The sequence below is a fragment of the Paenibacillus faecis genome (genome assembly GCF_008084145.1).
Taxonomy (GTDB): Bacteria; Bacillota; Bacilli; order Paenibacillales; family Paenibacillaceae; genus Fontibacillus; species Fontibacillus faecis.
Genome location: NZ_VSDO01000001.1, coordinates 394,579 through 414,348, shown reverse-complemented (window position 1 = coordinate 414,348; position 19,770 = coordinate 394,579). Strand labels below are relative to the sequence as shown.

24 protein-coding genes and 1 pseudogene are annotated in these 19,770 nt (G+C 52.9%); 24 read left to right on the top strand and 1 reads right to left on the bottom strand.

The features are described 5' to 3' along the window. Positions 1-165: 165 nt before the first annotated feature. The 22 genes and pseudogenes from FRY98_RS01875 (at position 166) to FRY98_RS01775 (ending at position 15,850) form a co-directional block, all read left to right on the top strand. Entirely contained in the window at positions 166-651 is a 486-nt protein-coding gene (locus tag FRY98_RS01875; protein ID WP_148450042.1) for a tetratricopeptide repeat protein, read from the top strand. Positions 652-668: 17 nt separating this feature from the next. Then, entirely contained in the window at positions 669-1,091 is a 423-nt protein-coding gene (locus FRY98_RS01870; RefSeq protein WP_148450040.1) for a hypothetical protein, read from the top strand. Between the two features lie 24 nt (positions 1,092-1,115). Further along, positions 1,116-1,307, top strand: a pseudogene (locus FRY98_RS01865) (GNAT family N-acetyltransferase); the annotation flags it as partial. A gap of 27 nt (positions 1,308-1,334) precedes the next feature. After that, the gene (locus FRY98_RS01860) at positions 1,335-1,796 is read left to right on the top strand and encodes a GNAT family N-acetyltransferase (RefSeq protein WP_148450036.1); all 462 of its coding nucleotides are present in this window, start codon (positions 1,335-1,337) and stop codon (positions 1,794-1,796) included. Between the two features lies 1 nt (position 1,797). Next, on the top strand, positions 1,798-2,451 hold the full coding sequence (locus tag FRY98_RS01855; RefSeq protein WP_148450034.1) for an NUDIX hydrolase: 654 nt from the start codon (positions 1,798-1,800) through the stop codon (positions 2,449-2,451). Positions 2,452-2,471: 20 nt separating this feature from the next. Beyond that, on the top strand, positions 2,472-3,110 hold the full coding sequence (locus tag FRY98_RS01850; protein WP_225040197.1) for an HAD family hydrolase: 639 nt from the start codon (positions 2,472-2,474) through the stop codon (positions 3,108-3,110). A gap of 15 nt (positions 3,111-3,125) precedes the next feature. Next, positions 3,126-3,386 carry a hypothetical protein gene (locus FRY98_RS01845; protein WP_148450032.1) on the top strand — a complete coding sequence of 87 codons (261 nt, stop codon included), beginning with the start codon at positions 3,126-3,128 and terminating at the stop codon, positions 3,384-3,386. A 29-nt stretch (positions 3,387-3,415) separates the two neighbouring features. Beyond that, positions 3,416-3,934: a DinB family protein gene (locus FRY98_RS01840; RefSeq protein ID WP_148450030.1), complete on the top strand. Its 519-nt coding sequence runs from the start codon at positions 3,416-3,418 to the stop codon at positions 3,932-3,934. 44 nt (positions 3,935-3,978) lie between these two features. Continuing rightward, a complete protein-coding gene (locus FRY98_RS01835) occupies positions 3,979-4,488 on the top strand; it encodes a GNAT family N-acetyltransferase (RefSeq protein ID WP_249043306.1) in 510 nt (169 codons plus the stop codon). 14 nt (positions 4,489-4,502) lie between these two features. Further along, entirely contained in the window at positions 4,503-4,661 is a 159-nt protein-coding gene (locus tag FRY98_RS28350; RefSeq protein ID WP_170286998.1) for a hypothetical protein, read from the top strand. Between the two features lie 192 nt (positions 4,662-4,853). Beyond that, positions 4,854-5,399, top strand: coding sequence for a GNAT family N-acetyltransferase (locus tag FRY98_RS01830; protein ID WP_148450029.1), 546 nt, complete (start codon positions 4,854-4,856; stop codon positions 5,397-5,399). Positions 5,400-5,425: 26 nt separating this feature from the next. Further along, complete coding sequence (locus tag FRY98_RS01825; protein ID WP_148450027.1) at positions 5,426-5,986, top strand: GNAT family N-acetyltransferase; 561 nt, start codon at positions 5,426-5,428, stop codon at positions 5,984-5,986. Between the two features lie 17 nt (positions 5,987-6,003). Beyond that, a complete protein-coding gene (locus tag FRY98_RS01820; protein ID WP_148450025.1) occupies positions 6,004-6,933 on the top strand; it encodes an AraC family transcriptional regulator in 930 nt (309 codons plus the stop codon). Positions 6,934-6,964: 31 nt separating this feature from the next. After that, positions 6,965-7,798, top strand: a complete 834-nt coding sequence (locus FRY98_RS01815; RefSeq protein WP_148450023.1) for a class I SAM-dependent methyltransferase — start codon at positions 6,965-6,967, stop codon at positions 7,796-7,798. Positions 7,799-7,850: 52 nt separating this feature from the next. Further along, positions 7,851-9,506 (top strand): spore germination protein, encoded by a 1,656-nt coding sequence (locus FRY98_RS01810; RefSeq protein WP_148450020.1) that lies wholly within the window; start codon positions 7,851-7,853, stop codon positions 9,504-9,506. A gap of 28 nt (positions 9,507-9,534) precedes the next feature. Continuing rightward, positions 9,535-10,638: a GerAB/ArcD/ProY family transporter gene (locus FRY98_RS01805; protein ID WP_148450018.1), complete on the top strand. Its 1,104-nt coding sequence runs from the start codon at positions 9,535-9,537 to the stop codon at positions 10,636-10,638. After that, entirely contained in the window at positions 10,631-11,827 is a 1,197-nt protein-coding gene (locus tag FRY98_RS01800) for a Ger(x)C family spore germination protein (RefSeq protein WP_148450016.1), read from the top strand. The genes FRY98_RS01805 and FRY98_RS01800 overlap by 8 nt, the downstream gene beginning before the upstream one ends. 91 nt (positions 11,828-11,918) lie before the next feature. Next, a complete protein-coding gene (gene yqeK / locus FRY98_RS01795; protein WP_148450014.1) occupies positions 11,919-13,052 on the top strand; it encodes a bis(5'-nucleosyl)-tetraphosphatase (symmetrical) YqeK in 1,134 nt (377 codons plus the stop codon). 3 nt (positions 13,053-13,055) lie between these two features. After that, positions 13,056-13,670 carry an NUDIX hydrolase gene (locus tag FRY98_RS01790; protein WP_148450012.1) on the top strand — a complete coding sequence of 205 codons (615 nt, stop codon included), beginning with the start codon at positions 13,056-13,058 and terminating at the stop codon, positions 13,668-13,670. A gap of 53 nt (positions 13,671-13,723) precedes the next feature. Beyond that, positions 13,724-14,332 carry a DUF4269 domain-containing protein gene (locus tag FRY98_RS01785; RefSeq protein WP_148450010.1) on the top strand — a complete coding sequence of 203 codons (609 nt, stop codon included), beginning with the start codon at positions 13,724-13,726 and terminating at the stop codon, positions 14,330-14,332. 10 nt (positions 14,333-14,342) lie between these two features. Continuing rightward, positions 14,343-15,278, top strand: a complete 936-nt coding sequence (gene cysK, locus FRY98_RS01780) for a cysteine synthase A (protein ID WP_148451145.1) — start codon at positions 14,343-14,345, stop codon at positions 15,276-15,278. Positions 15,279-15,430: 152 nt separating this feature from the next. Further along, complete coding sequence (locus FRY98_RS01775; RefSeq protein ID WP_148450008.1) at positions 15,431-15,850, top strand: YjdF family protein; 420 nt, start codon at positions 15,431-15,433, stop codon at positions 15,848-15,850. 73 nt (positions 15,851-15,923) lie between these two features. Here FRY98_RS01775 and FRY98_RS01770 read toward each other — a convergent pair whose 3' ends face one another. Beyond that, positions 15,924-16,760: a helix-turn-helix transcriptional regulator gene (locus FRY98_RS01770; protein WP_148450006.1), complete on the bottom strand. Its 837-nt coding sequence runs from the start codon at positions 16,758-16,760 to the stop codon at positions 15,924-15,926. Between the two features lie 143 nt (positions 16,761-16,903). Here FRY98_RS01770 and fabF point away from each other — a divergent pair, with 143 nt between their 5' ends. Next, positions 16,904-18,142 carry a beta-ketoacyl-ACP synthase II gene (fabF, locus tag FRY98_RS01765; protein WP_148450004.1) on the top strand — a complete coding sequence of 413 codons (1,239 nt, stop codon included), beginning with the start codon at positions 16,904-16,906 and terminating at the stop codon, positions 18,140-18,142. A 214-nt stretch (positions 18,143-18,356) separates the two neighbouring features. Continuing rightward, positions 18,357-19,688 (top strand): hemolysin family protein, encoded by a 1,332-nt coding sequence (locus FRY98_RS01760; RefSeq protein ID WP_148450002.1) that lies wholly within the window; start codon positions 18,357-18,359, stop codon positions 19,686-19,688. Positions 19,689-19,770: the final 82 nt, after the last annotated feature.

The following is a 19,770-nucleotide window of genomic DNA, read 5'->3' as shown; positions in this document are numbered from 1 at the left end:
TTTTCATCCTACTCCATTAATTCTGACATCTTGGGTGTCAGAATTAAAAGAGTTAATTTCAAAAAAGGAACTCTTCTATTTATTACTTATTCGTCCGGCAATTGATTTTTGGATTCTCCCGATTGGCAGAAGCTGGTACAATACTCGTACGGGGAGGGGAGTTTTATGGAGAATTTAAATTTGGCCATCCGTTTAAGAGAATCGGGAAAACTGGAAGAAGCACGTACCATGCTGCTAGAATTGGTAGAAACGGAGCCGGAGAATCCGTCCGTTTGGTATCAATGCGCCTGGGTTCATGATTCCTTGGGTTTGGAGAAGGAAGCCGTTCCCTTTTATAAAGCAGCCTTGGCCGGAGGACTTGCTGTAGAGGAGAAACCAGGAGCTTATCTTGGCTTGGGCAGTACCTTCAGGGCGCTGGGCGACTACTCCGAAGCGAGGAACATCTTCGAGCAGGCTATGACCGAATTTCCGGATCACCGGGAGTTTCCGGTTTTTCTCGCGATGGTTCTATATAATCTGCAGGATTACAGCAAGGCGATGGAGATTCTGTTGAATCAGCTGGCGCAAACCAGTTCCGATTCCGGTATACGTCAATACGCCAGAGCGATAAGCTATTATGCCGATAAATTAGACCAGCGATGGGATGGATAAGGAGGAGAGATTAGCCTATGACAGGGAAATTAGAAGAAGACATTAGATTCACGGCGGAGAGTTTTACCCGAAACTTTGCGGATCGCGGAAACTTTGATTTTAGTATTGAAAGTCTGCAGCCGCTCGACGAATTGCTGGATGAGGCCGGCGATTTCGATCTGGGAGAAGAACAGCTGGACTCCATCTCCTCTATGGCGGGATGCTACGTGTTTGAGGTGGCCCGAAGAAATTTTGGCGGCGTCTACGTTTGGAGCCCGGATCGGCAGCAGCCTGTTCTGGTTACGGGGGAGCCGGACTTTTCGGTATCGCTGCTCGCTTTTGATAAAGTCAGAGGGCGAATTCAAAACGGGGCGGAGGACAATATCCCTTTTTATTTTTCAGGTTACGTGCAGGCGGTTGAAAAAGGGAGATCCACGGGATACCGTGCAACGATTCTATGATGAAAATAAGGAGTCAGATTCGGATTCGAGGACATGGGCTTGAACCGGATCGAGGCCCGCTGCAACAGTGAAAATTTCCGGTCCGAAAAGGTCATGCAGCGGATGGGGATGACCTTGGAAGGAATCATCCGTGAAGAATTGAAAATCAGAAACGAGTACAAAAGCCAGAAGCTGTATTCCATACTTCGCAGCGAATATTTGGCAAGTCGGCCATAGCGGCCTTCAGGAAGGAGAGCGGTTAGAATGGAACTTGAAATTAGAAAAATCACGCAGGCGGACGGATTTCCCTATGATTTGCTGCTTCTGGCGGACCCCTCCCGGGAAATCGTGGAAGAGTACGTAAAGCGGGGGGACTGTTATGGAGCCTATCTGAATGATGAAGTGATCGGCGAGTACGTTTTGATCAGAACCCGTCCCGAAACCGTAGAGATCGTCAATGTCGCCGTACAGGAAGATTATCAGGGCAGAGGCATCGGAAAAAGACTGGTCCTGCATGCGATTGAATCGGCGAAAAGAGAAAACATGAAAACCGTGGAAATCGGCACAGGCAATTCGGGGGTCCAGCAGCTGGCTTTGTATCAGAAATGCGGCTTTCGGATCGTAGGCGTGGATCCGGATTTTTTTGTCCGTCACTATGACGAGGAAATCTATGAAAACGGGATTCAGTGCAGGGATATGGTCCGCCTGAGATTGGAGCTGCCGTAAGATGTCCGGGCAGGAGCTATTCGATGTTTACGATGCGTCGATGGTGAAAATAGGCGTGGATACGCGGGAAAATGTGCATGCCAAGGGCTTGTGGCATCAAACGTTTCACTGCTGGATCGTGTCCCGACCGGACCATGAACCACCCAGGCTGCTGTTGCAGTTGCGACAGTCCACCAAAGACACCTATCCCGGTTTATTGGATATTTCCAGCGCCGGGCATCTTCAAGCCGGAGAAACCGTGGAGGACGGGGTCCGGGAACTGCGGGAAGAGCTGGGGCTTGAGGTCGTGTTCGAGGACTTATTCTATTGCGGGCTCGTCCCGGAAGAGGACCGGATTTCCCCCGTGTTAACCGATCGTGAGTTTAACCATGTCTTCTTGTATTCCTGCAACAAGGAGGCGGCGGACTATGATTTTCAAGCGGAGGAAATTGCCGGGTTGTTTTTTTGCGAAATTGAAGATTTCAAAAGGCTCCTTTTAGGTCAAACGACTTCGATTCCTATTGAAGGCGTTGTTTTGGACGAGAATCGAAAGGAGAAGGCGGCGGAGCGAAGAATGGTCGGGCTTCAGGATTTAACGCCCATCTCGAACGAATATAGGAATCGGCTTTTTGACAGCTTGGACATATATTTTGAAAAGATAGATCCGCCGACATAAATGAAAGATAGGGGTGGCCGATGGTTAAGGGCATTATTTTTGATATGGATAATACACTGCTGCGGTCCCGGATCGATTTCGAGGCGATGAAACAAGACGTATATCAATTTTTAGTGTCACACGGCATATTGGTGGAAGGTGTTGAGCTGAACCGGCACACGGCCTCCACCTTGATCGAAGCGGGCGTAAAGACAAACCGGATGAATGAGTCATTGATGAAGGAACTGTGGGATGTTCCCAAAAAACACGAGGTCATCGGCATGAAGGATGCGGAGCTGGAGCCCGGCGTAAAAGAACTGCTCAAAGAGTGGCAGGGCCTGTATCATTTGGTGGTCGTCACGAACAATTCCATTGAGGCGGCGGAGGCCGCCCTTCGGGGCCATGATGTCTTGCGCTTTTTTGAGCAGGTCGTCGGCAGGGAACAAGTTCGGTTCCTCAAACCGGCGCCGGATGCTTTTTTTCACGTGCTGCATCATTTTGGGGAGGTGTCCCCCGGGGAGTGGATTTCGGTGGGCGACTCCTGGATGGACGGCAGAGCTTCCGCACTTGCGGGCATCCCGTTTATCGCGTATGGCGGGGACGAAGCAAAAATGAACGAGATGGAAGTCTTTCCCCGCGCGTTCATCCGGGATCTCCGGGACTTGAACGCATATCTTTAAGGGAGGGGGGATCCCGTGAGCTGGTTGGGGTTGCTGTTCGGGGCCGGGATGGCGGCGCTTGGCCTTTTTGCCGGACCTTATGGAATAGCGTTATGTGTGGTGGTCTTGTTCGCCATGGTGTTCGATATGAACCGGAGAAGCCGTGAAATCCATACCGATCTGCAAAAAATCAAAAGCAAATGGCATCTGCTCAACCCGGAAGAGGAGGAACGTTTCACCATTGAGGAAGAACTCGAGGCTTACGAGCGAAAGATGAACCGGGAAGAAGGGCCTTGATAAAACGTAATGAAAAGGGGGATTGTATCGTGGAGTTTACCGGTTTTCAAAAAACATTTTTGAAAATTTCGCTTCTTCGAATGAAAGATCTCTATTTTCTGAAGCTGAGGGCGGTGCTGGAAGACCTCCCGAATGAGGTGTTGTGGGCGGAAAGCTATCCCGGAGGGAACAGCATTGGATCCATCGTACTTCATATGGGCGAACATATCGCCAGAAACTGCCTGCGCCTTACCAACGCCGAAGGCCAGCTTCTTCCGGGGTTTGAAAATTTCTTTCCGAAAGACGCCGCTTCTTCCCTGCAGCTTATTCAAAAATTTGAGGAGCAGTTTCGTGAGTGGGAAGAAGTGATGGAGCGTTTTTTGCATAGAGAGTGCAGGTTGAGCGAAGAGCATATTCACCAGATCTACCACCTTGTGGAGCATACCGGCTATCATTTGGGGCAGATCATCGACAGAGTGCAGGGGGCGACGGGCAGGAAATTTCACTTTTGCGAAAATGGCTTGAATGAAGCCTTCCTGCGGGGACAGATCGATCAAAATTTGCCGTAATTCACTATCCTAGTGCCCCATTGGCTTAGACATTAGATGCGGAGGTGATCGTAATCGAGAGCTTATTTTATTTTCAGCCGATGACACGGGATTTGGCCGTCGAGATTTCCGGCTGGACCTATGCGGAGCCTTATTCGCTCTACAGCATGGACGGAAGCAAAGCCTGTATTGCCGAATTGCTTGGCGGAAGCTACTTTGCCGCGAAGACGTCGGCGGGTGGAGAACTGATCGGTTTTATCTGCTATGGAGCCGCGGCGCGCGTACCCGGCGGATATGAGGTTGGACTGTACGACGCGGACAACAAGCTGGACATCGGGCTGGGGTTACGACCGGACATGACGGGAAAAGGATGGGGGCAGCCGTTCCTGCTGGAGGGAATGCGTTTTCTGGCGGAACGATTATCCCCCGAAGAATTTCAATTGGTTGTGGCCGCCTTTAACCGGCGGGCAATTCAGGTGTATGAGCGTAGCGGGTTTCAGCGGGGAACGTTATTTCAAAGTAAAGCAGGCGAGCGGGAGATCGATTTTATAGCGATGTCGCGCCGATATGTGTAGAAGACTGCCCGTGGATGGGTCATGTACAAAAAGATGCAAAAGTGCAGGAGTTTTCCGCCAAACGAGGAGGTTTAAGTCAAAAGGATGCAAAAGTGCAGGAATTTTCTACGCTTTTAAGAAATGAGAGCCCTTCGAGCAAAAAAGCTTGCAGATTTGCAGGAATTATAGAATAAGTCGTTCATTGCGCCAAAAATACCTGCAGATTTGCAGGTATTTCTTCCCTTGGGCGATGTACCGGTCGCAAAAGGCCCTTATCTACCCACTCGGTTTTAAGGGAGGCGGCTACGGCATTAGCCCCCTCGGGTTAATGCTACGCTAGTGGTGTGTACGGAACAACACACTATCTTAACAGGAGGTCGTGCTGGATGTTTGACGTTAAAATCGACGAAGAGGTGCATGTAAGACAGTTGGATCAACAGATGGCGAAACCTCTGTTTACCCTGATAGACGGACAAAGGCCGTATTTACGGGAATGGCTGCCCTGGGTGGACGCCACAAAAACGTGGGAAGATTCCCTCGCCTATATCGAATCGGCCGAACAGCAGGCGGCAGCGGAAAACGGATTTCATGCCGGGATCTTTTATAAGGGTGAAATTGCCGGCTGTATCGGCATTCACGGCATCGACAGAAGCAACCGCAAGACCTCTGTCGGATACTGGCTCGGCCGCGATTTCCAAGGCCGGGGAATTATGACCCGTTCATGCCGGGCGGTAACAACCTATGTGTTTCGGTCATTGGATATGAACAGGGTGGAAATTCGGGCCGGCGAAGGCAACCGCCGCAGCCGGGCGATTCCCGAACGGCTCGGTTTCGTGCTGGAGGGCAAAATCCGGCAATCGGAATGGCTCTATGATCATTTTATCGATCATATGGTATACGGCATGTTGGCCGAAGATTGGAATGAGAATTAAATCCACCGAGGGGAGGAGAAGGTAATATGGGTTGGATCGCACCGATTAAAATCGTCGACAAATACAACCGTTACATAGATCTTCGGACCGCGGAGGGGAGGGACGCCGAAAGTATCCTGGAATTCAACCGGACCGTCATTGCGTCGGAAGCCCACCTGCTGACGGTGCCCGAGGAATTCACTTTGACGGTCGAGGAGGAAAGAGACTGGATCGAACGGATGCGCGGCAACGAAAATAACTTGGTGATCCTTGCGGAGGACCAGGGGAGAATTGTCGGTTTCCTTGATTTTCTGAGCGGACAGAAACGGCGGATTGCCCACACCGGTTCGTTCGGGATGAGCGTGCGCGGCGATTACCAGGGGGGAGGCATCGGCAAGGCGCTCTTGCAAACGCTTATCGAGTGGGCGGAAAAGCACCCGAGGCTGGAAAAAATCAGCCTGGAAGTGTTTGCGACCAACGTTAAAGCCATTGAACTGTACATGAAGATGGGGTTTGTGCGGGAAAGCCTGCTGCGCCGGCAAATTAAGCTTCAGGACGGCCATTATGTCGATGTCATCGGCATGGGGTTGCTCCTGCCTGATAAATAACCGAGGAGAGCGAGACCATGAGTTCTTATTACAAGGAGAGAATGGCCGGCGTTGTCGATTACATGGAGAGTCACTACTCGCAAAAGATCACACTGGATCGTCTTGCCGACATTTCCGGGTTCTCCAAGTATCATTTTAGCCGGATCTTTGCTTCCGTCATGGGCAGCACCCCCGCCGTCTATTTGACGCGGCTGCGCTTAAGGGAAGCCGTCCGGTTGTTGGTGGAAACCGACAAGACCGTATTGGAAATCTCGATCCTGTGCGGATTCGAGTCGCCCTCCGGTTTTAACGCGGTGTTCAAAAGACATTTTCAGAAGACGCCGAGTGAAATTAGGGTATCCTCTCGGGCGGATCGCAATATTCCGCTATTAGACCGCAAGATGCAGGATGATGAATCCACGCCATCCTCCTATGCTAGAGAAGTAAAAACAAACTTCTTAAGGAGGATTTGGGACATGAACATTTCCATTCGTCAATTAGCCGACGCCGAGGTGGCCTATGTCAGGCATGTCGGCAGCTATTTGGACACGTATCAAGCGTGGGAAAAGCTGGGCGCATGGGCGGCCAAGAACGGGTTATACCCCCCGGAGCGTCAGTTTATCGGGATCTCGCTGGACGACCCTTCGCTGGTCGAGGAGTACGCCTGCCGCTATGACGCCTGCGTCACTTTGCCGGAGGAATTCGACCGGGCGGGACATCCGGATGAAATCCGGTTCGGCACGCTGCAGGGAGGGACTTATGCGCTTTATTCTTTTTATGATACCGTCGACCAATTAGGGATTGTTTATCAGACGCTATTCGGACAATGGCTTCCGCAAAGTGAATATGAGGCGGAAGATAAACCTTGTCTGGAATACTGCATGAACAATCCGGCCACGGATCCGGAGGGCAAAAGCAAGGTCGATCTTTACTTACCCATTAAACCGAAAGTTAATTTCCATTTATAACAGGTCCTGCTTGAAGGGAGCGTCGAAGGACATGAGCGAAACGGTAAAACGGTATTATGACGACAGTGCGGAACGGGAGTGGTCACGTTTGGATCACCCATATAGCAGGGTGGAGTGGTTGTCTACTCTCCGCCTCATGGACCGGTATCTTCCGGAGACCGGTCACATTTGCGATATCGGTTCGGGCCCCGGGCGGTATGCCGCCGAATTGCTGCAGCAAGGTTACCGGGTTACCTTGATAGACTTGTCCGTCAAGGCGTTGGCATTGGCGGAACAAGAGTTCCGCAAACTCGGGCTGCAAGCGGAGGCTTATCTATGCGAGGATGCCCGAAACCTGCACCTTCTGGAGGCGGATCAGTTTGAGGGCGCTCTCGTGCTGGGTCCCCTGTATCATATTTTGGAGGAAGAGCAGCGCCTGCAGGTGATCCGGCAGACGGCAAGAATTTTAAAGGCGGACGGCGTCGCTCTGTTCTCTTACATTAATTCCTGGGGCGTCCTTAAAGCGGGAGTTACCGAGTTTAGCGAATCTTATCGGGACCCCGAACAAATCTACGGGTATTTACAGGAACAGAAGTTGGATGAAAACCGGGGTTTTACCGAAAGCTACTTCACCATTCCCGCTAAAGCGCTCGATGAGGTTCGGGCCGGCGGGTTTGACATTCTTTCTTACGCCGGAGCGGAAAGCTTTTTGGCCGGAATGTCGGCCGAGGTGACCCGGTTATACCGTGAGGATCGGCTCGTCTACGATAATTTGCTGCAAGCCGCTAGCGAAACGAGCGAAGCCCCTCAGTATAGAGAGGCGACCGAACATCTGATCATTGTGGCTCGGAAAAAGGCGGCCGAACTAGAAAATCATGCATGGTAAATCGACTTCCAGGGCAGGATGAAGATAGTTCATAAGGTAAGGATGATTTGCGATGTGGACCAAAGTGCTATCTTACATCCCTGACTGGAAAACGTTTATGCAAGCGGGATTGGTGCTGCTGATCCCTTTGATCATAAATTTTGGCTATAATAAAATTTCCTCGCTTGTTTCGAATAAGAACAACCCGGCCAAAAAAACGACTGCCGGGGACACCACCGCCCCCGAAGAACCGTTATCCGGAGAATACGAACGTGACCTGGAGTTTCTAAAGAAGACGATCGGAACGAGCAGCGACGTTCATTTCCGGGAGTTTCAGATCACCGGGTTAAACGTCAGGGCCTGCCTGGTTTTTGTGGACGGCATGCAGACCGTAGATTTCCTCAATACGCATGTGATGCAAGTGTTGATGCGGGAGGCCGATCCGCAATTGAGGGAGCAGGGGCGGGCCCTGAACACTCCGGAGTTTACCGCTCACCTTAAGGAAAAAATTCTTCCACTCATCGATATCACCGAAGTTACGGAGAAGCTGGAGCTGACCCAGTCGATTTTAAAAGGGTTTACCGCCCTCTTGCTGGATGGAATGCCGCACGCTTTGCTAGTCGGTTTACCGAACGGCAAAACAAGGGCTATTGCCGAGCCGACCTCGGAGGCCCTGCTGCGCGGTTCGCGGATCGGTTTCACGGAAGTGCTCAGCGAGAATACGGCAATGCTGCGAATGCAAGGGAAAAGCGAAAATCTGGAGATGAAGAAATATGTGGTCGGAAGCCTGCTAAAAAAGAACCTTGTCATCGCTTATTTCAAGGATATCGTAAACCCCGAGCTGCTTCATGAGGTTGAGGATCGGATCACTAAAATCGATATCGATTTTATCGCCGAGTCCGGCTATGTGGAGCAGCTGATTGAGGACAATCCCCTCAGTCCGTTTCAGCAGGTGCAGAATACCGAACGTCCTGACCGGGTGATCAACGCCTTATTGGAAGGCAGAGTGGCCATTTTAGTGGAAGGGACTCCCTTTGCGCTGATCGTACCCGTTACGTTCAGCATGCTGCTGCAATCCCCGGAGGATTATTTTGAGCGATGGATGCCGGGATCGTTGCTGCGTACCCTGCGTTTTTTTGCATCCTTCTTGGCGCTGATGGCTCCCGCGCTATACATTTCCTTTATCTCGTTTCATCCCGGCTTGATCCCGACGGAGCTGGCCATCACGATTATTGAGGCCAGGCAGGGGGTCCCGTTTCCTTCCCTGATCGAGGTGTTGATTCTGGAGATCTCTATTGAAATTTTGCGGGAGGCCGGTCTGCGGCTGCCGAAACCGATCGGACCGGCGATGGGGATCGTCGGCGGTCTCATCATCGGGGAAGCGGCGGTGCAGGCCGGCATCGTCAGCCCTTTTCTGGTTATCGTTGTAGCGGTCACGGCGATCTCTTCGTTCTCTATCCCGATGTACAGCGCGGGGATCGCTCTGCGCGTCTTGAGATTTGTGGGCATGCTCTTTGCCGCCACTCTCGGCATGTTTGGCACTATCCTGTTCTTCCTGCTGATTTGCAGCCATATCTCCAAATTGAAAAGCTTTGGCGTTCCTTACATTACGCCGTTCTCCCCGTTCCGCCTGCAAGATTTCAAAGATTTGTTTGTACGCGCACCCTTAACTTTAATGAAACGCCGACCGGAAATGATGAAGACCGGGAATCGCCGCCGCCGATCTTAGAAATGCAACGAGAGGGATGTGACCCGCTGTGTTTTTACGTAAAGACGACAAAATCACGACAACTCAAGCCGCCATCTTCCTGACGGATACCGTTTTGGGAGCCGGGATTCTGACACTGCCCCGTTCGGTGTTGGAAGCGGCGGAGACGCCGGATGTCTGGCTCTCCGTCCTATTGGGAGGGGCGATCATCCTGCTGCTCATGCTGGTTATGGTGAAGTTAAGCCAGCGATTTCCGGGAAAAACCGTCTACGAGTACAGCAGAAGTATCGTCGGTACGATCCCCGGGGCCTTCCTCTGTCTGCTGCTGATCCTCTATTTTATAATTGTTGGCGGATTCGAAATTCGGGTGCTCGCCGAAGTGGCGATGCTCTATTTACTGGAGGGAACCCCGATTTGGGCCATATTGATTCCGTTCATTTGGACGGGGGCTTATTTGGCCTGTGGGGGGATCAATTCCATCGCCCGCGTATTTCAGATCGTTTTTCCGATCAGCCTCTTTTTTCTTATCTTGTCCTATGCTATGAGCATCCGGGTGTTCGAGCCGAATCATTTGCGGCCCTTGCTGGGCGGAGGAGTCATGCCGGTTATCCAAGGATTAAAATCGACGATCCTGGTGTTCACCGGTTGTGAAGTCATTATGGTACTGATCGCGCACATGCAGCATCCGGAACGGGCGGTCAAGGCCGTATTCGCCGGCATCGGGATTCCGATCATGCTGTATCTTTTCACCATTGTGATGGTGATCGGCGGTATGTCGGTGGATGCCGTTCTCCGAAGTACTTGGCCGACGATCGATCTGCTGCGGAGCTTTGAGGTGACGGGTCTTTTCTTTGAGCGTTTGGAATTTCCGTTTCTGGTCATTTGGATGATGCAGATGTTTTGTAATTTCACGAGCTTTTATTTCAGCGCCTCATTAGGAGTCTCGCAAATTTTCCGGATCAGGTTCGGCCCCGTTCTATTCGCGCTGATGCCCGTCATCTTCATCTCCGCCATGATTCCCAAACGAATCAATGATGTGTTTCAACTCGGCGGAGCGATCGGTTACATCGGCATCTTTTTTTTCGCCCTCTTACCTGCGCTTCTCTCAGCGATCTACTGGATTAGAAAGAAGGGGTTGAGGCAGGATGTTTAAGCGTTCGATGCGGCGGTGTTGCCTTCTTATCGCGGCCATGGCTCTAATCAGCGGCTGTTGGAGCAGCAAAGAAATCGAGGATTTGAGTATGTACGCGGGTTTGGCTCTCGATGTCGGGGACCCCACACCGTTGGAGCGGGAACTGGAACGAAAAGGAGCCACTTACGATAAAAAAAATCAGATCACCGCTACGATTCAGATCGTGCCCGCCCATTCCTCCAGCAGCAACCAAGGGGACTCCTCGACGAAGGGGAAGGTTCCCGAATTTTTGAACACGACGGAAACCGGGGATTCCTTGTTTGAGATCATGCGGACTTATTCGACCCGCCGGGAACGGGCCGTGATCGGCCACCATCTTAAGACGATCGTCGTCTCCAACCGGCTTCTGCAGAAGCGGGGGATCGATTCGATTATGGATTTTGTGCTGCGGGACAACGATATCCGCCCGAGCTGCGTCGTCTTTGTAACCGAAGGACGGGCCTTGGATACGTTTGCGAAAAATGCGTCAGGCACCGTACCCGCCCAGCAATTAAGGGATTTTCTGCGCAACCGCTTCAGAACGAACAGAATCATGGAAGGCGTTAACTTGACCCGCCTGGATGCTCTGATGAGAACGCGGCAAAGTTTCGTTCTGCAGAATGTGGTCGCCGCCAAAGGTGAACTGGAATTGTCGGGTGCCGGGGTCATTAAAGGAGCAAGCGGAAAATGGATCGGTTCGTTGAGTCAGACCGACGTGGAGAGTATTTCTTGGATTCGCGGCGACGGGGGAGGCGGAGCCATCAAAACCTACGACTGGCGCGGGGAGCCGATCGTTTATGAAATCGAGTCGATGAAAAGCAAGCAAAAGGCGAAGATCACGGGCGACGACATTTCTTTTCATGTCGAGATCAAATCCGAAGGACGCTTCATCGAAAATTGGGACATTCGGGAGGACCCGTCCAAACCGAAATATATGGAAAAGGCGGAACAGCTGTTTGAAGAGAGGCTGAACGCGATGCTCCGGGAATTTATGCGGAAGATACAAACCCAATATAAAGTGGAGGTGGCCGGCTTTGGGGAGAGTCTACGGATCCAGTCGCCAAAAACGTGGAAAAAGGTGAAGGACCGCTGGGATGAAGTCTTTTCCGAAGTCCCGGTAACCTTCGATATCGATTTGCATATTACGGATTTCGGGTCCTCGACCAAGTAAGCCGCCGATGATTCTTCCTAAACATCATTAGAAAAATATGCTAAATTAAAAGACGTATCCTAATGTGTTTTGGGAAGAAGAGGAGGCCAATATGGATAATCGAGCGAATTATGTGCCTGCAACCGGAGTGGCAGCTTTCTCGGCGGGTTTGGAGTTGACGGGAAGCCTGCTTCAGGATGTCGGCACATTTTTTAAACTGCACGGAGACCTGGAAACCTGGGACCATACGCTTAAGGTAACTTCTCAAGCGGTCCGCATCGCCCGTCTCTATGGCGCGGATGCCCAAAAGGCGGAGCAGGCCGCCCTGCTTCATGATATCAGCAACATCATTCCGGTCAGCCTGATGCCGCAGGTGTCCGAGCAGTGCGGGATTGAAGTGCTGGAGGAAGAGCAGCGTTATCCCCGCATTTTGCACCAGAAGCTGTCTCGGGCGATGGCCGAGACGATATTCGAAATCCGGGATACCGACATTTTGCAGGCGATTGAATGCCATACCACATTGAAGCCTCGGGCCTCCCTGTTCGATAAAGTGGTATTTATCGCCGATAAGGTGGCCTGGGATCTTCCGGGCGAGCAAACATACCTCCAGGAAATTCGCCGGTTGGTGGATGATATGCAATTGAACGCCGCCGTGCTCACCTACCTGAATCAGGTATGGGAGCGCAGGGAGCAAATGAAGCTGGTGCATTCCTGGTTGATCCGGGCCAGAGAAGAGCTGATGGAGGAGGAACGAGCCGGCTTGGAGGAAGGGTCTCCTGTCAAACAGCACTTGCTGCGGATGTTTGAGCATATGGCCTGGGCGAATCGGGAAATCGCGAATGCGCTGGAGCTTCAGGAAGCGAAGCTGCCGGAACGCGCGCTTCAGCTGTTCGCCCATATTTTGGCGGCGGAGGCCAGCTGGCTGGCCAGGCTGCAGCTTCAGGAAGCGACGGCAATCCCCCTTTGGTCCGACGGAAAGGGTAAGGTCGAACACTACATCGAGCTCGCGGAGGACAATATCCAAGGGTTTCGGCGGTTTTTGGCTGCGATCCATGACGAAAAGCTGAAGGAGCGGATTCAATATCACAACAGCCAAGGGAAATCGTTTGATCGGTCTATCGGGGACATCCTGACGCATGTTGCGCTGCATGGCAGCTACCACCGCGGACAAATCGCCTCTTCCCTCAGGATGGCGGAGATTGCGCCGCCTGCAACGGATTATATTTATTACGTGAGAGGAGATTAACCGATGCAGTTGAAATGGCTGGAATGGGCGAAGCAGATTCAGGCGATCAGTCAAGCCGGGCTTGCTTATTCCAAGGATATGTACGATCTGGAACGTTTTGAGATGCTGCGCGATCTAAGCGTGGAAATTCTGAGCGAGTATACCGGCGTCGAACAGGAGCAGGTCCGATCGCTGTTTGCCGGGGAAAAAGGATACGCGACTCCGAAGGTGGATGTCCGCGCGGTGGTGTTTCGGGATGAACGCCTGCTGCTCGTCCGCGAAAAGGTGGATGGCGATTGGGCTTTGCCCGGCGGCTGGGCCGATATCGGTTTGTCCCCTAAAGAGGTGGCGGCCAAGGAGGTCCTGGAGGAGTCCGGCCTGATCGTGGAGCCCGTACGCCTGCTCGGCGTTTTGGATAAGAAGTTCCATGACCATCCTCCCGAGCCCTGGCATGTTTATAAAATGTTTGTTTTGTGCGAAGAGACGGGCGGAGAAGCCCAGGCGGGCATGGAGACGATGGAGGTCGGCTTCTTCCCCAAGGACCGGCTTCCTCCCTTATCCCAGGGACGAAATACGCTAAAGCAAGTGCTGTGGCTGTTCGAAACCAAAGGGATCTCCCAAGAAGTTCGATTGGACTAAGTTAGAGGTTGTGTCGGGCTTCGCGCAAGGAGAGTTAAAGGGGGGGAGATGGCATGGCCTTTCCGGACGGCGAAGACCTGGATTATTTAAAGCGGGGAACTCCCGTTCAGCGGGAAGTGTATCATTTGATCCAGCGTTACTCCCTTTGCGGGTTGTTGCGGGCTTATCATCCGGTCCTTGTCGGGACCGTCCCGCTCGAAATTCAAATTCCCGGAAGTGACCTGGATCTTATTTGTGAAGTTCATGATTTTGCCTGCTTTGCGGATGATTTACGCCGGCATTTCGGACATTTTCCGGAATTCAGGCTGACCCGAAGGCAGGTGCTCGGCGTAGAAAGAATTAAAGCCAATTTCTTCTGCGAGAATTGGCCTGTCGAAGTATTCGCCCAACCGATCCCCGTTCACCGGCAAAACGGATACCGGCATATGATGGTCGAAGCCCGGTTGCTGCGCCTTTTTGGCGAGGATTTCAAACGCGCGGTGATCAGGCTTAAACAGTGCGGCTTTAAGACCGAGCCGGCTTTTGCCGCCTTGCTGGGCTTGGAGGGGGATCCTTACCTTAGGATGTTGGAGCTGGCCGATTGGTCGGACGAGGAACTTGCAGCTAAATTTACATCCCGCTTTGCGGGCGATAAAGTGGATCTGTCAAATATGGAAAAGTGAGGGATATATGTTGTCGAATATCGCCAAAAATTTAACGGACTTAATCGGGAGAACGCCGATGCTGGAACTGAACAATTTCTCCGCCGCGACCCAGGCGGAAGCCAGGCTGGTCGCCAAGCTGGAATACTTTAATCCGGCCGGCAGCGTCAAGGACCGGATCGGTTTCGCCATGATCAAGGATGCCGAAGAGCGCGGGCTGTTGAAACCCGACTCGGTCATTATCGAACCGACGAGCGGGAACACCGGGGTAGGGCTTGCTTTTGCCGCGGCGGCTTTGGGGTATAAGCTGATCATTACGCTGCCCGAAAGCTTCAGCATCGAACGAAGAAAGCTGCTGGTCGCCTTAGGGGCCGAGCTGGTGCTGACACCGGCCGCGGAAGGCATGGGAGGCGCGATCCGCAAGGCGGAGGAACTGGCCAAGGAAACGCCGAATGCGTTTATTCCGCAGCAATTCGAGAATCCGGCCAACCCGGATATACATAAACGGACGACCGCGGAGGAAATCTGGAGCGATATGGACGGGAAGGTCGATATGTTCGTTGCCGGTGTGGGCACCGGCGGGACGATTTCCGGCGTGGGCGCCGTACTGAAGGAAAGAAATCCGGAGGTGCGGATCGTGGCCGTGGAGCCGCATAAGTCGGCGGTATTGTCGGGCGGAACGCGCGGGTTTCATCATATTCAGGGGATCGGAGCCGGCTTTGTGCCGAAAAATTACAACAGCGAGGTTGTGGATGAAGTTTATCCGGTAAAAGACGAAGATGCCTTCGCGACTTCCCGTCTGCTTGCCCGGACAGAAGGATTGCTTGTCGGCATCTCGTCCGGGGCGGCCGCCTTTGCCGCGCTTCAACTGGCGAAACGCCCGGAAAACGCGGGTAAGAACATCGTCGTTTTGCTGCCGGATACGGGCGAACGGTATTTGTCGACGCCGCTTTTTCCTGAAGAGTGATTCCGGCAACCGGTATGTTTTGCTATACTAAAACCCGGAGCGCAAAAACACATTCTGGTTGGTAGTCCAGAAGCACGGTGTCCAGCCGTGTCAGTAACCTTCCCCCCTCGGGATGTCCGGCGCTTCGACGCATAACAAGAGGGGGATTTACCATGAAGTTGACGGTTTATTTTGAGGGACAGTTTTGGGTTGGCGTGGTGGAGGAGACGATCGGCGGGCAGTTGAAGGCGTACCGGCATATTTTTGGGTCCGAGCCGAAAGATCCCGAGATTTTTCAGTTTGTGAATCAAGAGATGCCCCGCATTTCGGAGGTGCTGTCGCGTTCGAGAGGCGTGGAAGGCGATGATGCCAACGAGGCCCGCAGAATCAATCCGAAAAGGCAGGCCCGCCTGGCCGCTCGCGAGTTGAACCGTCGAGGAATCTCGACGTTTGCGCAGGAGGCCCTGAAGGAGGAACTGCTGCTTCGCAAGAAGGAGCGGAAGAACTTGAGCCGGGAGGAGCGCGAACGTCAGCAAGCGTACAAACGCGAGCAAAAGGTGCTGAAAGCGAAGCAGAAGCACCGGGGTAGATAGGAAAAACAGCGTCCCCGCCGTAAAGGGGGCGCTGTTTTTCATTTCGTAATGCTGCCGCGCTAAGCGCGGCAGCCTATCCCTCAAGGAGTTTTTTGAGTTTCGCTTCCGTGGCGGTTTGCGGGGCGGGCGTGTAAATGCTCATCCTCAGGTCGGATTCCCCTTGAACTTGGAGGGAGGAGAGGTTGAACAGCATTTTTCCGGCCCTGGCGTGCCGGAATTCAATCATGACCTCGGGAGCCGCACGGACCTCGCTTTGGTTCCAGAGTTCTTCAAAGTCGGGGAATTCGGCCGACATCCGGCCGATAAAAGCCGAATACCACGGATCGGCCACATATTGACCGTAATAGGCGCGGAAAATCGCCAAAAATCCCCGAACGAACTGGGCCCAGTTCACGGCAAGCGTACGCAGCTCCTTTTTCCGAAACAGAAGATAGATTAGATTGCGCTCGGCTTCGGGCACCTGTTCAAAATTTAAAAAAACATGGGAAGCGGCGGTGTTCCAACCTACGATATGACAGTGGCGATCGGAAATAAGGGTGGGGCAAAATTTGAGTTCTTCAAGAATCTTGGCCAGCGACGGGCTGATCTCGGCCTCCCGCCCCGGGGCTAGATCCGGATGAAAGCCGTTGTCGAGCGCAAGATCGAACAAGTATTTGCGCTCATCGCTGTTAAGATGAAGCGCTCCGGCTATGGCGTCGAGAACGGAAGCGGAAACCTTGATGTCCCGCCCCTGCTCCAGCCAGGTATACCATGTTGTGCTCACCCCGGCCAACTGGGCGACTTCTTCACGCCGCAGTCCCGGGGTCCGTCTGCGAGCCCCCGGCGGCAGCCCGACCGCGGCGGGATGCAGCTTGGATCTTTGGCTTTTCAGGAAATCGGATAGCGCTTTAAGTCGAGGGTCGTTTGGCATTCGGAAGGCCTCCTGTCTTATTGTATTATCCATTATACTAGGATAACTAAAAACTTGTAATAGGATAATCAGAGGTTACAATAGGGACAAACGGCTCCCGTTCTTTTTCAAGATGAGAACGGGATTAAAGGAGGCACTAACGTATGCAAAGCGTTGTTATAACCGGGATGGGGATCGTTTCGCCGCTGGGCCACGACGTCGAATTATTTTGGAACGGGCTGAAAGCGGGACGCTCCGGTATATCCGTTATTGATCATTTTGATGTGTCCGGCTTCGGGACAAAAATCGCGGGCCAGGTGCGCGATTTCGATCCGGAAGCACTGTTTGGGCGGAAGGATGCGAGAAAGATGGACCGATTCGTCCAGTTCGCCGTATATGCCGCGGAACAGGCGGTGCGGGACGCCGGTCTTGAACCTGAGCGGGTCGATCGGGAGCGTTTCGGCGTTTATGTCGGGACCGGAATCGGCGGTATCACGACCTTGACGGACAATATGGAGGCCTATCAGCAGCGCGGTCCGGGCCGGGTTAGCCCGAGTCTGGTACCGATGATGATCTCCAATATGGCCGCCGCGCAGATCAGCATCCGATACGGCGCGATGGGTCCGACCTTGTCCCCTGTCACCGCCTGTTCGATCGGCAATACGGCGATCGGCGAGGCGTTCCGCCTGATCCGAAGCGGGGAGGCCGATGTGATTATCGCCGGAGGGACGGAAGCGGCGGTGCATCCCCTGTCCCTGGCCAGCTTCGGCAATGCGACGGCCCTGTCGAAGCGGAATGAGACGCCGGAGCGGGCCAGCCGTCCGTTCGATGCGGAGCGGGACGGCTTCGTTATGGCCGAGGGGGCGGGCCTCCTTGTGCTGGAGTCGCTGGACCATGCCCGGCGCAGAGGAGCGCGCATCCATGCCGAGGTCATCGGGTATGGCGCCAGCTCGGACGCCTACCATGTCGTCGCCTCGCATCCCGAAGGGGAAGGGGCCTTCCTGGCGATGAAGCGGGCGCTGCAATCCGCCGGCGTTTCGGCGGCGGAAGTGGACGTTGTCAGCGCCCATGCCACGGGCACACAGGTCGGAGATCTTGCGGAGACGATAGCGCTCAAGAAATTGTTCGGCGACCAGGCGTCCCGGATTCCCGTTACGGCGAATAAATCGATGACAGGCCATATGTTTGGCGCTGCGGGAGGGGCGGAGGCCATTGCGTTGATCCAAAGTTTAAAAGAAGGCGTGATTCCGCCCACCATCAATCTCGATCACCCGGATCCGGCCTGCGATTTGGATTATGTTCCGCATCATGCCCGCCAGGCTCCACTCAACATCGGCCTCTCCAATTCCTTCGGTTTTGGCGGACATAACGCCGCCATTCTGCTCCGAAAGGCGGAATTTTAGAGACGACTTGACACCTCTATAGCGGGCTCTTTATAATATGTTTTAATATTTGGAAAGAGGTTTAATTGCGATGACCGATTCGGACGACCCGGACAGTAACAGCCCCGATCAGGGAAATCATATCGTTATACAGGCATAACCTGCGTCTTATTAGGCGTCAGGTTATGCCTTTTTGTTTTTTTAAGCTTTTCAAAATATACGGAGGTGTTTTGTTTTGGTTGAACTTCTCATTATTTTAATCCTGATTTTGATCAATGCCTTTTTTGCGGCCTCGGAAATCGCGCTGATCTCGCTGAACGATAATAAAATCCGTTTAATGGCGCAGCAGGGACACAAAAAGGCGAAAAGACTAATCGAACTGCTGGGAGAACCCAGCCGATTTTTGGCCACCATCCAAATCGGGATCACGCTGGCCGGCTTTTTTGCCAGTGCTTATGCGGGAGACAGCTTTGCGGGCGATTTGGCCGCGTTTCTTATAGAACTAGGCGTACCGTTATCACCCACGGTCTTGAGTACCCTGTCGCTCATCATCATCACCTTGTTCCTCTCTTATTTTCAGCTCGTTCTCGGTGAGCTGGTTCCCAAGCGGGTAGCGATGAAAAAGGCGGAGGGGATGGCGATGTTTGCCGTCAACACGCTGTATGTACTGTCAAAGGCGACGGGCCCCTTCGTCAAGCTTCTTACGTTGTCCACGAATTTGCTCGTTCGTTTGTTCGGCATTGATCCGAACTCGAAGGATGAGGAAGTGTCCGAAGAAGAGATCCGGATGATGCTGGATACCGGTACCGAGCTGGGAACGATCCAGGCCAGTGAAAAATTGATGATCAACAACATATTTGACTTTGATAATATGAACGTTGCCGACATCATGACACACCGGATGGATGTGATAGCTCTCCCGGTGGATTCCGATTTGCAGACGGTCGCCGAACTGGCCGACCGGGAACAATACACCCGTTTTCCGGTGTATGAGGAGACCATCGATAACGTGATCGGCGTGCTGCATGTGAAAGATTTGATCCGATATCTGAAGGTTGCGGAACATCAGTCATGGGATTTGCGCTCCATGCTTACGCGGCCTTATTTTGTCCCCGTATCCATGAAGACAAACGAGCTGTTTGAGGACCTCCAGCAAAACCGGATTCATCTGGCCGTCGTCGTCGATGAATACGGCGGAACGGCGGGGATTGTTACGATGGAGGATCTATTGGAAGAAATCGTCGGTAACATCTATGACGAACACGATGAAGAAGAGGCGGAATATGAGCAGCTTCGGGAGGGGGACTATCTTGTCCGGGGAACGATGTCTCTTCACGATGCGCAGGATCTGTTGGGCATAAGCCTGCCTGTAGAGGATTACGATACATTAAGCGGATTTATAATCGGTCAACTGAAACGGATTCCGACAACGCAGGAAAAACCGCAGTTGGAATATAACGGTTACATCTTTGCCGTTCGGGAGGTAGGTCAGCGCCGGATTCGCAAACTCGCCGTCACCAAAAAGGCCGGGACGAACCCGCTTCCGGAAAGTGAGCAGCCGATTTAGGATATCTCGGCAACCTTCCGGCTTTTGGCAACGTCAGGAAATGAGGAGCGGTTATTCGCGGTCATGGACTTTACAGAGAGAC